The sequence below is a fragment of the Lactiplantibacillus sp. YT640 genome, assembly GCF_049745435.1.
In the GTDB taxonomy this organism is placed as follows: domain Bacteria; phylum Bacillota; class Bacilli; order Lactobacillales; family Lactobacillaceae; genus Lactiplantibacillus; species Lactiplantibacillus plantarum.
In genome coordinates, this window is record NZ_JBMNVY010000002.1 from 119,504 (window position 1) to 136,379 (window position 16,876).

A 16,876-nucleotide genomic window follows, 5' to 3' on the forward strand; every position below is an offset into this window, starting at 1 on the left:
AAACTAATGAATGTTTCACGTGAAACATCTGAAATGGTGTTGGCAACTAGATAACTAATCCAAGATATTGTAAGCTGACGTGTAAAACAATTCGTAAAGCTGTTAATACTGGCAACGCTTTCGTATAATGGAATAAAGTTATTGTTAAGGGGGTGACCGCTATGGAACGAATTGAAGCTGGCATGAGCGTAATGACGTTGAAGAAGCAGACCTATCGGGTTATCGCTGTGATTAATCAGGGGCAAGAACTGTTAGTTCGCGCCCACGAACCAGAAACAGCTGACATTGAAATAATTCCAGTGACCACAGCTGTTCAAGTAACTGAACAAAATTCAACAGGCGATGCAGCCGTCGCATTGGATACAGTCACGGTCGTTGGCGAACGGTATGTCGATGATATTGTGGCAACGTTAACGACGCTCAGAGTGGGTATGGCGGTGTTGCTCCAGCGAGAAAGTGGCAATCAATACGATGATAATGCCATCTCAGTGTGGACGTTGCAACATGCTAAGTTAGGCTACATTGCCCGGTATCAGAATCAGCCGTACGCGGCACTGATGGATCAGGGACAACGATTGTACGGCATCGTGACGGTATTAGATCAGCAAAAACAGCATCTTGAATTGATGCTATGGCGGACTACTGCAGTCCCGAGTCCGATTGAGGCGTTGCAAATCCGCCAACGATTGGCTAAATCGAGGACAAATTTAGGGGCAGTGCCAACGCATTCGTTACAGACACCGTTAGGAACAATTGTCATGATGTGCAATGGTCACCCGATTAAGTATCAGCAGGTTCCGTTATCGCCATGGTTGACGCCCGCTGATGAATTACACGTTACCAAACGTTATCTATTAACGCCTGATTGGTCACAAGTACCGCCGGACAGCCTCATTACTTGTCAAGTGACGGCGAAGGCCGACGTGGTTCAGCGGTGGCAAAATGAACACATTTCAGCAGCGGTCTTAACGAACGCTAGTAGCTTTTATGTAGTTGGTATCAGTGCTCAAACCAAGACGGGGCTGAATGATAACTTGGTCGATGATGCTGCGCAACCCGCGGTTATTTACCGAGTTGGCCAGGTTAGTGCACATATGCAGGCCGGCTTCATGGTCAGCTGGGCGCCGTTTGGTGATCCACGCGTGCAACCAGCACTGAAATTAGCATTGCACTTCTCCTCACAACCGCTAGTTCCTTACCATCCAGTAACACCTAGTCGCACCAACGCGACGTTTACGCAGCAAGAGTTGGCAGCCTTGTTAGTCTCCGCATTACCAAATTATCAGGGTGGTCAACGCCTAGAACCAAGTGTGACAACGATAACGGTAGAAAAATTGCGGCAGACGTTAGGTGATCAGACGTATCATGCGCTGGCGAATTATCAGCGTCATGTTCAGCTAGTTGCGGGTAGTACGGAAGGTGTCAACGAGACCTTGTTACAGGCGTTGATTCATGCAGTCACGTATCATGAGTTGACGACCATGCACTATTACCAGCCGACTGTAGGGATGGTCGACCAGGTTATTTATCCGATTCAATTATTTAGCACCACGACTAAGGATGAGGATGATGCACAATTAGTGGGTTGCTTAGCGCTTTACAATTACGAAACGTTTGAAATCCAACAGGTGCCGCTGACGGCAATTGCTCGTATCGCGATTATTGCCGATCCGGAGCATCCCCAAACAACACCGGAGACGGAAAGTCCGGATTGGTTACGCATATTCTTACATGGGTGGAATGACGATTTTTGGTTAGGTTATTTGGTTGCCGAATGGGTCTGTAAATATTCCTGGGCGGCGTGAATCATATCTGCATTTTGTTGATTTAACAATGGCGGCAAGTTGTCGAAGTCAAAGTAGTCGAGTTTGAGTGTTTCATCAGTGGCTTGGGTCAGAACGTGGCCGCCAATGGGTTTTACAAGAAAGAGTGCACTGATTGTTTGAGCTACATCGCCGTTAGGATAGGCCGTCTCGCCTTTATCAAAGATGCCGATGCGATCAACAACTTCGACATCAATGCCACTATCTTCCTTATATTCCCGCACGCAGGCCGTGGCATACGTCTCACCGTATTCTAGATAGCCACCGGGTAAACTCCAGTTATGCGTATCGGTACGAAGGTTCAGCAAGATTTGTTGCTGATCGTTGACTAAAATACCAGCGGCCGTATTCAAAATGATTGGTTTGTGACCAACCAAAGCCCGAATTTCTTTAATGTAATTTGCCATGACGAAACCTCGTTTCTAGTTTAATTACCCTTATTATACCGATAATTCTGACTGAAAGCTGTTTGTTGATAAATTTATACGAAGCATGCTCGAACCGCGTTAGAGCAAGTACATACTGACTATGTGTTACTAAATCCGTTTGCGTCGGTGCACTTTTTTAGCTAAGATAAAAGCTATATACTGTCAGCCGTGATAGTGTGAGTTCTTTGATTTTATGAAAAGAGAGTAATTTATGCAGAGAAAATTAAGTACGGGCCAGATGCAAATGATTGCACTGGGCGGCACGATCGGAGTGGGCCTATTTATGGGATCCAGCTCAACGATCAAGTGGACCGGGCCGTCAGTGCTAATTGCGTACATCGTATCAGGGGCCTTTCTATACCTGATTATGCGGGCACTAGGTGAGATGCTGTATGTCGATCCGAATACCGGTTCGTTTGCCAAGTTTGCTTCTGAATATATTCACCCCGTTTTTGGATACTTGACGGCTTGGAGCAACATTTTTCAGTTCGTCGTTGTTGGGATGAGTGAAATGATTGCACTAGGCGGCTACTGCCGGTATTGGTGGCCGAACTTGCCAGATTGGATTCCGGGCCTAATTGCCATTGTATTCTTATGTGCGGCCAACCTTATCTCGGTTAAAATGTTTGGGACGCTGGAAACCTGGTTCTCACTTATTAAAGTGGTGACGATTATTCTGATGATTATTGCCGGTTTAGGTCTGATTATTTTTGGTATTGGTAACGGCGGTCATCCAATTGGAATCAGTAACCTGTGGACCCATGGTGGTTTCTTCACTGGTGGGGTGAAGGGCTTTGTCTTCGCACTAGCAATTGTGTTGGCGTCGTATCAAGGGATTGAATTGATTGGAGTCACAGCTGGTGAAGCTGAAAATCCACAAAGCACGATCGTTAAAGCGATTCGTTCAACGGTTGCCCGGATTTTAATCTTTTACGTGGGTGCCATCTTCGTAATTGTCAGCATTTACCCCTGGGATAAGTTAAGCCAGATCGGTTCACCGTTTGTACAGACATTTGCCAAAATTGGGATTACCGCTGCGGCTTCGATTATCAACTTCGTGGTTATTACGGCTTCCTTATCGGGAACAAATTCTGGAATTTATAGTGCGAGTCGAATGACTTACACGTTGGCGGAAAGTCACCAGTTACCAAGGAAGATGACTTTATTAAATCGTCATGGAGTACCATTTTATTCCGTTATTGCGATTGCGACCGGGATTCTAATTGGAGTCGTCTTGAATGTTGTGTTACCAATGTTTTTCAAGGATGCTAGCGAGATTTTCGTGATGGTTTACAGTTCGAGTGTCTTGCCCGGTATGGTACCGTGGTTTGTTATTCTAGTGAGTCAAATTGCGTTCCGTAAGCAAAACGCAGCCAAGATGGCGAACCATCCTTTTAAAATGCCATTATCACCCTATTCAAATTATTTAACGTTGGCCTTCCTCGCGTTAACACTGGTCTTCATGTTTATTAATCCGGAAACGCGCTACTCAATTTTAGTCGGTGTTGTATTTCTGGTCATCATGACATTGATTTATTTCCGTAAATACGCCGGTAACAAGGAAGAAACGTTGTAATCAAGAGTACTTGCCAGTAAATGGTAAGTGCTTTTATTTTGGGCTTTTATTGCGTTAAAATTAGGTATCAATATAATTATCAGGAAAAGTGGTGGCACGATGGTCAAGCAAGGACATTATGCAAAAGTCAGTAAACAGAAACGGTTACGACAATTAAAGCAACGACGTCAGGCCCAGGAGAAGCGGGCGATTATGCCAGAAATGGTTAGCGAATTTTTGCAAGTGCGTTACCACCTGACGCAAGCGGCAAAACAGCGGCCGGTGATGCGACAGATGATGCAACGTTTTATGGCACAGTGGTTAGCCGCAGGGCAAGCAGAATTGAGCGACAATGGTCAGACAACGTGGTCAGTAGTGGCATTGACGAAGCAAACGTTACAGACCTTTAATCGGCAGTTACCGTGGCAGGGGTATGCCTTAGTTGACCAGGAAATGGCGCGCTGGACGGCTTTTCTGAACAAGGAAGTGCCAGCTGTGCCGTTAAGTGAGCGGATTACGTTAACTGAGGCACTGTCCCCAGCGACGTGGCAGGCCTGCCTATCAGAGCAATTAGCAATCAATGCCCTATTAGCATTAACTGGTGATTCACGACAATTGGGCCAAATAACGACTGAGCAAGTACGACAGCTACAAACCAGTATTCAAACAGCGACGGGGATTGATTGGGAAAAGGTTGCTCAGTTGCTTGATTCGACAGTGATTGCCCAGAATACACTTTCCGAAGCTGGGCTGGATGACAAAACGCGCCAATGGCTAGAAAAATTAAAGAAGCTAACGCCACAAGATTTTAATGACCATGTTGAATGAATAGTCAAAAAGGAGGATGGTGAAATGCGTTTTATCACGTCAGATCACGTTCAGTTAGATTATACGGATGAAGGCCAGGGGCAGCCAATCGTTATTTTGACGGGATTTGGTGGCGCTAATGATATTTGGCGCGCTCAAATCCCGGTACTGATTCAGGCGGGCTACCGGGTCATTAATTTAGATGGGCGGTGCCAAGGTTTATCCGAGCACACGGCGAAAGGCTTACGTATGAGTCGTCGCGCGGTGGATGCGCATGAATTGATTGAAAAATTACAACTCGAACAACCAATTTTACTCGGTAATTCGATGGGGGCCGCGACTTGGTTTGCGTACGTGTCATTGTATGGTGATACAGGAATTAAGGCCCTGATCGACGTGGATCAAACGCCGCGGATGATCAATACACCGCACTGGCAATATGGGTTCAAACAGGTTCAATGGCAGGATATTCCGGACTATTTTAGAATGCCGCTGGGACACTCGACGTTTAAGCACATCGATGATGCGACGTATGCGCGCGTCAAGGCAGTAGAAGCGCAGGCACCGTTCGATGCGAAATTAATGTTTCCATTGTTGGTTAACCACGCGGTTCAGGATTGGCGGGATGTGATCCGCCAATTGACCGTACCGTTCTTGATCATTGCGGGCGCCAAGTCACCGTTCTTCAATCCCGACTTTGCGGCAGTGACTGCTCAAATGGCACTACGAGGACAGAGTGTGGTCATTCCGGAAGCTGGTCATATCGTGATGGCGGAACAGTCGGCAGCATTTAATAAGGCGTTGTTGGAATTTTTGGCGACGTGCTAGGTCGTGGTCAGTGAGTTTCCTTGATGCATTATTATTTTTAAAATTATAGTTATTTCAAAGTACGGTGGTGATAACATTCTTTGTGTCATCACCGTATTTTTGTCTATAGTAATAGGTCGCTAATTTTGGCGACACGACAAAGATTATATATTTAATACATTAATATTAAAGAAAATAATTAAGACTGCGCTTACAATCGTTGCTAGGATTAACTTTTGCTTGTTGCAAATGATTATCCAACTGCGCGATAATGAGTGCATAATCTAAAATTTATCGGAGGATGTATAAATGAAAGAACCATACGGTGTAGGCTTGGATATTGGTACGAACTCGGTTGGCTGGACGGTTGTGGATGCAAGTGGTCATGTCAGAAAAATTAAGGGGCAGACTGGGATTGGTGTACGGTTATTTAAAGAAGGGGCAGCCGCAGCAGACCGGCGGGGATTTCGAACAACGCGTCGTCGGTTGAAACGGGTGAAATGGCGGTTACGATTACTACGCGAATTCTTTGACCAACCAATCAGCAAGGTGGATATCAATTTCTTTGCGCGGCGCAAATATTCGGATATTTCACCTCGTGATCCTAATTATAACGGTCTTGAAAAAACGTTGTTTAATGATCGGAGTGATCAGGATTTCTATCATGATTATCCAACGATTTATCATTTACGTGAGGCGCTGATGACTCAGCACCGCAAGTTTGATGTGCGTGAAATTTACCTAGCGATTCACCATATTGTCAAATATCGCGGCAATTTTTTGCGTAATGATGCAGCGACAGCGTATCGAAGTGGGACACTTGATTTACAGCAGCACTTTGAAACTTTGAATCATTTGTTTAGTCAGGCTGATCTGGAGCTGAACTTGAACCTGACAACCGATGTAGCGTTGCTTGACAGCATCAAACAAACATTGGTACGAACTGATATCTCGCGTAGTGACCGCCAAAAATTAATTATGCCACTATTAGCAGTTTTAACTGGCGCGACTACTGCGGAAAAGAAGCGCCAAAAGGCAGTGGTAACAGAATTTGCGAAAGCCCTCGTTGGAAATAAAACCAAGATTGATGTGCTGACTCTAACGGACATCGACGCTACTGAAGCAAAGGATTGGGCCTTTAGTTTAGAGGAAAATCAAGACAAACTTCCTGGCATTGAAGACCGTTTTAGCGAAGTGGGCCAACAAATTATTGATGAGGTAATTCGGTTATACGCCAGCGTCAACCTTGCACAGCTTATTCCAGAAGGTAAACGGTTCTCACAGAGTATGGTTGAGAAGTATAAACGCCATGGCGAAGATTTGAAGTTATTGAAAGCGTATATTCGCTCTCAGTCAGACGCCAAGCGCGGACGGGCTATTCGGGCAACCTACGATCAATATATTGATGGTGTGAAAAGTAAACAGGTGACGCAAGAAGCGTTTCAAAAGGCCTTGGGAAAATTTGTTGACGCCGATGTAGATTTGAATAGTTGGGCAGCTCAAATTAAGCAAGCTATTGACTCTGAACAATTCATGCCTAAATTGCGGACAAAGCAGAATGGAGCTATTCCTTATCAGGTTCAACAAAATGAGCTAGATCAAATTATTAGTAATCAGAAGGAATACTACCCGTGGTTGGGTGAAGAAAATCCGGTCATCAAGCGACGCGGTAAGTTTCCATACAAACTTGATGAGCTTGTCGGTTTCCGGGTGCCTTATTATGTTGGACCGCTGATTACTAAAGAAATGCAGGCAGCAACTGCCAATGCAGGTTTTGCATGGATGGTACGTAAGGCTGATGGGCCAATCACGCCATGGAATTTTGATGATAAGGTCGATCGGGTGGCCTCGGCGACCGCTTTCATTCAGCGGATGCAGACGACGGATACGTATTTGATCGGTGAGGAAGTGCTACCCGCACGCAGCTTGATTTACCAACGCTTTATGGTGCTCAATGAGCTGAATAATATTCGAGTTGATGATGGGCAATTAACACCCCGGCAAAAACAACGACTATATAACCAAGTGTTTAAAAAACACAAACGAGTAACAGCTAAGAATATTCAAGACAATTTAGTTGCAGCGGGAGAGTTTCCCACTGCGCCACGAATTACGGGGCTTGCGGATCCGAAAGTATTCAATAGTTCGTTATCCACGTATCATGATTTGAAACAGGTGTTGCCTGAAGCTATGTCAGACGTGCGTAAGCAAGCTGATATTGAAAAAATCATTTTATGGTCAACTATTTTTGAAGATAGTACGATTTTTAAGCAAAAACTGACAGAGATTTCCTGGCTGACAGCGGCCCAACTTAAGCAACTAGGTCAATTACGATATCGTGGCTGGGGACAATTATCACGAAAATTATTAACAGGTCTCAAAGATGATAATAATCGTTCAATCATGGACGGCTTGTGGGAGACAAACGCTAATTTCATGCAATTACGAAGCCAACCTGCCATTGAGAATCAAATTAAATCGGCAAACCAGGCCAACCTAACAACGGCGGATCTTCAAGATACCATCAATGAATTATATACGTCACCGCAAAATAAGAAGGCTATTCGCGAAGTGATGGTGGTGTTAGCTGACATTAAAGATGCGATGCATGGTCAAACACCTAACTGGATATTTGTGGAAGCGGCTCGTGGTGGTGGCGTTGCTGGTCGGCGGACACAATCACGGTCAAAACAAATTGTTGCAGCCTATCAGGGAACAGCTCAGGCCATTGTCAGGGATCAAGTCCAACGTGAATTAAAAGAGAAAATCAAGAACAAAGCTAATTTCAATACGCGGCTCGTACTTTATTTCCTACAAAATGGCCGCGATTTGTATACCGGTGATGCGATTAATATCGATCGATTGTCAGAATATGATATCGACCACATCTTGCCACAATCTCTGGTGAAAGATGACTCATTAGATAATCGAGTACTGACAAATGCACGCATCAATCGTGAGAAAAATGATACGTTTGCTAGTGAAAAGTTTGGGAAAAAGATGGGTGCTAAGTGGAAAGAGATGCACCGAATGGGGCTGATGACCAAACGGAAGCTTGACCACTTACTGATGCGTCCTGATGAAATCAGCAAGTACGCGACTGGTTTTATTAATCGGCAGTTGGTTGAGACACGTCAGGTTATCAAACTAGTTGAAGAGCTGATTAATGCAGAATATCCATCCACCGCTATTGTGTCGGTTAAAGCGAACTTGACACATCAATTTCGACAAACGTTTGATTTTCCGAAGATTCGTGAGGTCAATGACTACCATCATGCATTTGACGCAGCCTTAACTGCTTTCATTGGCACCTATTTGTTGAAGCGATATCCGAAGCTGGAACGATTCTTCGTCTACGGTAAGTTCGCTAAACAGCCGGTTAACCTAACACGTTTCAATGTTATCCGAAAACTAGCTAAGACTGATACCCCAATTACGGATATCGATACTGGTGAAGTTTTGTGGGATAAGTTAACCGATATTAAATATTTTGAGACGCTTTATGATTACAAGCGATTATTGGTGACGCGTGAGGTATCCGAAAACTATGGGGCAATGTTTGATCAAACTCTCTTGAAGGCAAGTGATAATGGCAAGCGATTAATTCGGAAAAAACAATCCTTCGATACAGCTATTTATGGTGGTTATACGGGAAAAACGCTGGCTTACATGGCTATCGTGAAAGTATCGACTAAAAAGGATGTCCAGTACCAAGTTGTAGGTGTACCTACAACTATGGTGACACAAATTGAGCAGTTGGAACAACAAGGAATGACAAACAAGCAAGCGGTGACGAAAGTAATTGAACCGCTCATTGATGCCAACAACAAGAAGATGCTGACGTATGAAGTGTTATTGCCGAAGGTACGGTTTGAACAGGTGGTTCGAGATAGAATTAAAGGTCAAACGCACCGCTTCGCACTTGGTACTGATACGTATTATCACAACATTCAAGAGCTGTATTTACCATTAACTTTACAGCGCGCATTTTTAGGTAAGCAGAATGAGTCTGAAGTGCAATTAAATCAGAATTTACTGACTGTTTTTGACGCAACGCTTGCCCAGGTTAACCGATACTTTCCACTTTACGAGATGAACAAGTTCAAGAAGATACTTAATTCTGCTCGTGATCAGATTGAGCTGCTGGAAGCGAAAAATCAATTTGTTAAGAATAAGCTGGTTTTAGGGAAGCAAGGAATTTTGACCAATATGTTTATTGGCTTACATGCGAATGCCTCGTATGGTGATTTAAAGGTGCTAGGTGTGAAAACAGATTTTGGTAAGTTACAGGTTCCTGGTGGCATTAAGTTAACGGGTGACGCTGAAATTATATATCAATCACCAACTGGTTTGTTCGAGCGAAAAATTGCATTAAAAGATTTATAGCGAAAAAAGATGCCATCCCGATAAGGATGACATCTTGGTACATATGTAGTGGTCCGAATACGGACTCAAAAGGTGAAACTTGGCAATAAATGCCTTGTTTGATCTTGACGCTAGTAGTCATATCAAGAAGGTTTAGAACTTGATACAAGTGAATAGTAGCACGAAAAATATAATTAATCAAGGAGCTGTTATTATGGGATGGCGAAACGTGATTATTACTCAACATGCTAAAGTTTCTTATTCAATGAATCGGATATTAGTTCAGACGAGTTCTGATAAATATGCGGTTCCAATCAGTGATATTCAATTGCTGTTAGTCGGAACAACTCAGGCTGTGATTACTAGCGCAGCGCTTTGTGCGCTGACGGAAGCTCATGTCAAAGTTATTTTTACAGATCATCAGGGGGAACCAATCAGTGAGACCAACGATTATTATCCGACACGGCGAACAGCTGATTTGGTACGACAACAGGTGACTTGGCCCGAAGCACGAATTGCAACGCTATGGACGAAAAATGTTGGTAGTAAGATTTTGAACCAGATTCAAGTCATTGACTTTGTCGGTGGCGATACCCAGACACTTGTTGATGAGTTGGATAAGTTAGAACTGAATGATGTGACTAATCGGGAGGCAGTTGTGGCTAATAAATATTTTTCATTGTTATTTGGTGACCAGTTCTACCGTCGAGATTTTAGCCCAATTAACGCTGCACTCAACTACGGATACGCCGTGCTGTTATCCATGGTGAATCGAGAGATTGTTTTAAATGGCTATCTGACCTGCATTGGTATTCATCATGAGAACAATGAAAACGAATTTAACCTCGGCTCAGATTTAATGGAGCCTTTTCGGCCGATTGTTGATCAATGGGTCAGTCAACAACGGTTTAAGGACTTCACACCGGATATTAAGATTGGACTAGTGTCGTTATTAGACCTAGAGATTGGGTTTAATGGGCACCAAACAATTGTGAGCCACGCGATTACAGAGTATGTTGCCGCGTGCTTACACTATCTTAGCGGTGAAACGGAAGAATTAAAGATTGAGGTGAAATTACCAAATGAGGTATCGAGTGATGCGATTAATAGTCATGTTTGATGTTCCCATGGATACGTCGGAAGAACGCCGTGCATATCGGCACTTTCACAAAGCTTTAGTGCGTGAGGGCTTTTTGATGATGCAATACTCAACTTACGTCCGGGTTTGTGTAAATAAGAAAGCGGCCGAATTCATGGAAAAGCGGATTGCGCCACTGGCACCCAAAGGCGGAAAAGTGCAAACGATGACAGTGACTGAGAAGCAGTATCAGGCAATGCACTATATTCAAGGTACACCTAGCAATGATATTTTGAATTCAGCTGAAAGGACGATTGTTATATGAATATAACATATTATCCATTTCCACCATTCAAGATCGATGCTGGTAAGGTCAACGTTCTCGATTTGGGAAATAGTAACATGTATGCCGAAGTGTGCCAAGGCTTTCGAGATCGAATCGACAGCGTACGTATAAGCAATGACGACCTTGAATTACAGACGATCAGTAGCCAATGCAACTGGTATGGTGACTTGATGTTATCAGTCGATTTGAACCGCCTTTTTCTAAAGAAAGTGCAGACCCAAATTATCAAGTTAATGGCTGATGATCGGCAAGTAGCGGTCTTAGATGAAAATCGTAAAGTAGTTTCGCAAGTAATGGAAGCCAGCTTCTTACTAGACTTACCGCTAGATGTTGACGAATCGCCTAGCCTAGAACAAATATTGAAGTTTACCGGTATTCACTTTCCAACGGCGCTTATGAATGACCCAAGGGCAATACTGGAGGCACTTGTGCAAACGCATGTTGAACTAGGTTTGAAACAGAAGCTGGTGTTGACTAATGTCAGCCATTACTTAAATCAAAAACAATGGGCGAGCTTTGAGCAACTAGTGCATGATTTGGGCGCAACTGTCATTGTTATCGAATACTCAGAAATAAATCGAATGGAAAAGTTCAAAAATAGTTGTTATTATTATGTTGACGAGGATTTAGTAGACTGGCGTGATATGAATTAATGAGTAAATGATGTTAAAATGCTGGTCTTGAATAGTAGTCATATCAAACAGGTTTAGAACCAGGTTTATTTTGCCCATGCCTATTCACCGGTCTTGAATAGTAGTCATATCAAACAGGTTTAGAACATGTCAAGGATTGGAACAGTTTGCCGACGTGTCTTGAATAGTAGTCATATCAAACAGGTTTAGAACGATGGTGCTGTTGCACGTGATCCCGCGCTTGTCTTGAATAGTAGTCATATCAAACAGGTTTAGAACGCAGTTCCTAAAAAATCTGTATGGTTCGCCGTCTTGAATAGTAGTCATATCAAACAGGTTTAGAACTACCCCATCACCGTACAATCGTTTGACCTGGTCTTGAATAGTAGTCATATCAAACAGGTTTAGAACCAACTTGTTGCTTGATAAACCAGTCCAAACGTCTTGAATAGTAGTCATATCAAACAGGTTTAGAACCTTGAAGAAGTTAAGGCACAAACTCCAACGGTCTTGAATAGTAGTCATATCAAACAGGTTTAGAACTAACACGTCTAAAAGCGATAAACGAGAATAGTCTTGAATAGTAGTCATATCAAACAGGTTTAGAACAATTGCAGGAAGTAATCGATAAAGTCAATCGTCTTGAATAGTAGTCATATCAAACAGGTTTAGAACTGTCACTAGCGGAGTCAATGGATCGTATTAGTCTTGAATAGTAGTCATATCAAACAGGTTTAGAACTCAGACCTGAACGTTTACAACCTATTTACGGTCTTGAATAGTAGTCATATCAAACAGGTTTAGAACTTTGGAGGGCGCCTAAACTACTAACATGCCGTCTTGAATAGTAGTCATATCAAACAGGTTTAGAACGATGCTGAGGAAACGAAGCATAGAACGTTTGTCTTGAATAGCGGCCACATCAAAAACAGTTTCACGATACTAAAAAATGGCTCACCAACTAAAACAGGTTGGTGAGCCATTTCTATTTATTAACTAATTACTAATCAATCACGCCATCTTTTCCCATCCATCGGAACCGAATAGACTTCCCGACCTCGGTCACAATCAAGACGACGATCCCACAGATAATCGGGATGCCCCAACCATACCAGAAGTTGATGCTAGTCGTATGGAAGACGGATTGCATGAATGGTAGGTAAATGATTCCCAGTTGTAAGAGAATCAGGATACCAATGATGTAGAACGCCATCTTATTTTGGAAGAAGTACTTGGAAATGACGGGGTGGTCATTTCGCAAGTTGAAGAGGTAGAAAATCTTACCAAAGATGATGATGTTCAGTGACATGGTACTACCGACGACGTTTGGTAACCCAAGCGCGGTCAAGTAGTCATAGGCGAAGATCCCCAATCCAGAAATTAGGAAGGAGACATAGCCGATTTCAAAGTAATCTAATTTTGACAACAACCCAGACTTAACATTCCGGGGACCCCGGGCCATGATGCCGGCCTCGGGTGGCTCAAAGATGAACGCAAACTGGATGGTCAGCGCGGATACCATATTGATCCACAGTAATTGCGTCGGGTACAGCGGAAGTTCGTGGCCCATTAAAATACTAATGATGACAACGAGGCCTTCCGCGAAACTAGTTGGGAGTAAGAAGCGAATCGTCTTACGAATGTTATCGAAGACGTGGCGCCCTTCACGAACGGCGGCGACGATATCAGCAAAGTCATCATCGGCCAGGACCATATCGGCGGATTCCTTAGCAACTTCGGTCCCCTTGATTCCCATAGCAACCCCAATATCGGCTTGCTTGAGGGCCGGGGCGTCGTTGACCCCATCACCAGTCATCGAAACGACGTGATTATTGGCCTGTTGGGCACGAACAATCCGTAATTTGTTATTCGGTGTTGCCCGTGCGAAGACGTTATAATCATCGATGTGTGCTTGTAACTGCTGATCGTCCATCGCGTCGATTTCAGGACCAGTAATCGCTTTGACATTGGCGGCCAAGTTCAACTTGTTGGCAATTGCCATCGCCGTATCAGGGTGGTCCCCCGTAATCATTTTAACTTGCACGCCCGCTTGCCGTAATTCGGCGATCGCGGTAGCCGCTTCTTCACGAGGCGGGTCAATGATTCCGACTAAGCCAGCTAAATGCAGCCCACCAATGGCTTGTGCATCAATGGTAGTCACGTCATCATCGACTTCTTGGTAAGCCAGCGCCACCACGCGCAAACCATCGGCGGTTAAGTCGTCCATGGCGTCATCCCAGTATGCCGTTTGGTTAGCTTGGTCAGTTAAACGCAGGACAGTCGCGGGTGAGCCCTTGACCATTAGTAAGCGTTGACCATCTAAGTCGGCCAGGCGAGCAGAAAAACGGAAGGCGGAATCGAATGGTAGCGAGTCAACTTCTTCAACCTCAGGATCATGACCAGTCATTTTACGATACAGCGTCGTCAAGGCACCATCGGTTGGTTCACCGGTCAGTTCCCAGCGATTGTTTTCGAAGTGTAGCTCGGCGTCGGTCGTTTGGCCGGCAATCTTAACGAGCCATTCCATCGCGTTATCTTGGTACCAGTCGACTTTGTTGCCATTGAGCTTGAGATGGCCATCGAAGTTAACGCCACCATTATCATCATAACCGACCCCCGTCACATCAAACGTATGCTCAGGCGTCACGACCTTAGTGACCGTCATTTCATTTTTCGTCAACGTCCCAGTCTTATCGGTGTTAACGATATCTACGGCACCTAAAGTTTCCACGGCGGGTAGTGACTTGACAATGACGTTTTTCTTCGTCATCTGCCGGTTTCCCATGGCTAAGACCACCGAGGTACTAGCGGGCAGTCCTTCTGGCATAGAACCAACGACCATCGTAATAACCGCAATTAGTAAAGTTGGCAAACTATAGGTATCCATGACCATTCCTAATAGGAATAATAGGACGGCTGCCACCACGATGGCGATGGATAAGCCAACCCCCAGTGAGTTCAGATTACGCATCAGTGGGGTAGTGGTTTGTTTGACGTCGCTAACAGACTGCTGGATATGACCGATTTCGGTATCTTCGGCGGTAGCCGTTACGATTCCGACGGCCGAACCGCTAGTCACCGCGGTTGACGCGTAAACCATATTCTTACGGTCAGCCAAAGCTGGCGTGGTCTCAGTAATCGGTTCTTCTTGTTTCTCCACGGGATTAGTCTCCCCTGTCAGCACGGATTCTTGGACGTTAAAGTTATCCGCTGAAATCAAGCGCATATCGGCAGGAACCGCGTCACCGGCTTCTAAGTTGACTAAGTCACCAACGACTAATTCGCGGGCGTCAATTTCCAGTTTTTTTCCATCACGGATGACGAAATTCTTGGAAATCAGCATTTCACGAATCCGTTCTAGCGCGTTGCCAGCTTGGCGTTCTTGGACATAACCAATGATGGCATTGGCAATAATAACCAGTCCAATAACGATAGAATCGGAATAGTGGTGCATGAAGAACGTTAAGACCGCTGCTGCGGCTAAAATGTAGATAATACTGTTATTAAACTGCTTGATGAATTGAACGAACCGAGACGTACGCTTGGTCTCCAGTTCGTTGCGACCGTTATGTTGTAAACGTTCGGCAGCTTCAGCAGTGCTCAATCCATTCTCAGGATCGGTGGCGTACTTTGCGGCTAAGGCTGATTCATCAAGCTGCCATAAGTTATCCGCATCGGGAGGGTTCTGGGTGTCGTTTTGCTCTTCATTAGAGGTTAACGACTGATTGTCATCTTTTATCATTCAATTCGCTCCTTAAAAATAAAGTTATTACCGGTGAGGTTCTGTAAAATCACGACGTTTATTGCGTGTTAAATAGGCCAATTTCGCCACATCCTTTCTTAATTAGCGTTATTATAAATAATATTATATACGAACAATCTAGGTGAACGCCATTAAAATATTTGACAAATTCATGACAAATTATTGCGTTAGTTGCAATAATATATCAGATTTTGGCTAGTTTGTCGCTGAAAATGACTGGTTTTCCTCGAATTGTTGGGTAAATTAAATAGGGAGAACTTAAGATGACAGATAAGTTAACGTTATTGCAATATGATCCAAATCCAACGGTTATGGTAGGGCCAGACGTGGATGGCCGCTTTACTGTTCCAGCTAAGCTACTCTACATATTTTCTGGTGATGATTATTTTCAACAATTCGTCACTCGGTATCATGGTCACCGTTTAGGCCAATTTAATACCATTACTAAAGTTAGCTGGGTTTATCAAATCGGTTATCGTGGTCAAAAATTGGCAGTAGCGCAAGCGCCCCTTGGTTCCCCAGCTGCGACAATGTATTTAGAGATGTTGATTGATTTTGGTGCTCGTACCGTCATAGCCGTTGGTAGTTGTGGCGCATTAACAGCACTACCAGAGGAACAATTATTAATCCCAACGGTGGCTTTGCGTGATGAAGGGACGTCCTTTCATTATTTAGCAGCAGCTGATTGGGTGCCACTCGATCCAAAGGTTATACAGGTACTCGGGACAACATTGACGAAGGCTTGCCTGCCATGGCAGATGGTCAAAACGTGGACAACGGATGCTTTCTTCCGTGAGACTGTGTCTAAAGTCAAAGCTGCTCGTCAGCAGGGTTGTCAAGTCGTAGAAATGGAATGTTCGGCCTTAGCTGCCTGTTCGGCGTTTCGGCAAGTTTCCTTTGGACAATTACTATATACGGCAGACACCTTAGCACAACTAGAGCACTATGATCCGCGACATTGGGGTGCGGGCGGTGTTCTTGTTGCCATTGAACTAGCTACGGAAAGTTTGGCCGCATATTAGCGAATAAAAAACGAGCAGTCGATGACTGTTCGTTAATAGTGGTTAATCCTTGATGGGGTCCTTCATTAATAACCAGAGAATCAGGTAAGCGATGATACCAGGGAACATGGGTGTAATTGCTAAAACAACAAATAATAGCCGGGTAACGTTAGTATTCCAGTTAAAATGTTCGGCAATTCCACCAATGACACCGGCAATCACCCGGTCCGTTGCGGAACGATGAATATCGATCTTCATAAGTTAATTCCCC

Annotated in this window: 12 protein-coding genes and 1 CRISPR repeat array; of the genes, 9 read left to right on the forward strand and 3 right to left on the reverse strand. The window is 44.2% G+C overall.

What is annotated here, in order from left to right; translation table 11 throughout:
- Window positions 1-161: 161 nt before the first annotated feature.
- Complete coding sequence (locus tag ACOV1R_RS02180) at window positions 162-1,805, forward strand: HIRAN domain-containing protein (protein ID WP_054519099.1); 1,644 nt, start codon at window positions 162-164, stop codon at window positions 1,803-1,805.
- Here ACOV1R_RS02180 and ACOV1R_RS02185 read toward each other — a convergent pair.
- Window positions 1,760-2,230 carry an NUDIX hydrolase gene (locus ACOV1R_RS02185; RefSeq protein ID WP_021357176.1) on the reverse strand — a complete coding sequence of 157 codons (471 nt, stop codon included), beginning with the start codon at window positions 2,228-2,230 and terminating at the stop codon, window positions 1,760-1,762. The two genes, ACOV1R_RS02180 and ACOV1R_RS02185, sit on opposite strands and share 46 nt — an antisense overlap.
- Window positions 2,231-2,462: 232 nt before the next feature.
- On the opposite strand from ACOV1R_RS02185, the gene ACOV1R_RS02190 reads away from it, so the two are divergent.
- The 7 genes from ACOV1R_RS02190 (at window position 2,463) to csn2 (ending at window position 11,862) form a co-directional block, all read left to right on the forward strand.
- Window positions 2,463-3,827 (forward strand): amino acid permease, encoded by a 1,365-nt coding sequence (locus ACOV1R_RS02190; RefSeq protein ID WP_003641725.1) that lies wholly within the window; start codon window positions 2,463-2,465, stop codon window positions 3,825-3,827.
- Between the two features lie 99 nt (window positions 3,828-3,926).
- Window positions 3,927-4,634: a hypothetical protein gene (locus tag ACOV1R_RS02195; RefSeq protein WP_021357178.1), complete on the forward strand. Its 708-nt coding sequence runs from the start codon at window positions 3,927-3,929 to the stop codon at window positions 4,632-4,634.
- A 24-nt stretch (window positions 4,635-4,658) separates the two neighbouring features.
- On the forward strand, window positions 4,659-5,441 hold the full coding sequence (locus ACOV1R_RS02200) for an alpha/beta fold hydrolase (protein ID WP_054519098.1): 783 nt from the start codon (window positions 4,659-4,661) through the stop codon (window positions 5,439-5,441).
- A 288-nt stretch (window positions 5,442-5,729) separates the two neighbouring features.
- Complete coding sequence (gene cas9, locus ACOV1R_RS02205; RefSeq protein ID WP_054519097.1) at window positions 5,730-9,806, forward strand: type II CRISPR RNA-guided endonuclease Cas9; 4,077 nt, start codon at window positions 5,730-5,732, stop codon at window positions 9,804-9,806.
- A 193-nt stretch (window positions 9,807-9,999) separates the two neighbouring features.
- Complete coding sequence (cas1, locus tag ACOV1R_RS02210; protein WP_015379639.1) at window positions 10,000-10,905, forward strand: type II CRISPR-associated endonuclease Cas1; 906 nt, start codon at window positions 10,000-10,002, stop codon at window positions 10,903-10,905.
- Window positions 10,883-11,188: a CRISPR-associated endonuclease Cas2 gene (cas2, locus tag ACOV1R_RS02215; protein WP_054519096.1), complete on the forward strand. Its 306-nt coding sequence runs from the start codon at window positions 10,883-10,885 to the stop codon at window positions 11,186-11,188. The genes cas1 and cas2 overlap by 23 nt, the downstream gene beginning before the upstream one ends.
- Entirely contained in the window at window positions 11,185-11,862 is a 678-nt protein-coding gene (gene csn2, locus ACOV1R_RS02220) for a type II-A CRISPR-associated protein Csn2 (RefSeq protein WP_015379641.1), read from the forward strand. The genes cas2 and csn2 overlap by 4 nt, the downstream gene beginning before the upstream one ends.
- Before the next feature lie 24 nt (window positions 11,863-11,886).
- Window positions 11,887-12,714: direct repeats of the CRISPR family, unit length 36 nt; unit sequence GTCTTGAATAGTAGTCATATCAAACAGGTTTAGAAC.
- A 130-nt stretch (window positions 12,715-12,844) separates the two neighbouring features.
- Here the strand turns inward: csn2 and ACOV1R_RS02225 are convergent.
- The gene (locus ACOV1R_RS02225) at window positions 12,845-15,583 is read right to left on the reverse strand and encodes a cation-transporting P-type ATPase (RefSeq protein ID WP_054519095.1); all 2,739 of its coding nucleotides are present in this window, start codon (window positions 15,581-15,583) and stop codon (window positions 12,845-12,847) included.
- A 284-nt stretch (window positions 15,584-15,867) separates the two neighbouring features.
- On the opposite strand from ACOV1R_RS02225, the gene ACOV1R_RS02230 reads away from it, so the two are divergent.
- Window positions 15,868-16,626, forward strand: a complete 759-nt coding sequence (locus ACOV1R_RS02230) for a nucleoside phosphorylase (RefSeq protein ID WP_054519094.1) — start codon at window positions 15,868-15,870, stop codon at window positions 16,624-16,626.
- A 42-nt stretch (window positions 16,627-16,668) separates the two neighbouring features.
- Here the strand turns inward: ACOV1R_RS02230 and ACOV1R_RS02235 are convergent, their stop codons facing one another.
- Window positions 16,669-16,863 carry a PspC domain-containing protein gene (locus ACOV1R_RS02235; RefSeq protein WP_003641730.1) on the reverse strand — a complete coding sequence of 65 codons (195 nt, stop codon included), beginning with the start codon at window positions 16,861-16,863 and terminating at the stop codon, window positions 16,669-16,671.
- Between the last annotated feature and the right edge of the window lie 13 nt (window positions 16,864-16,876).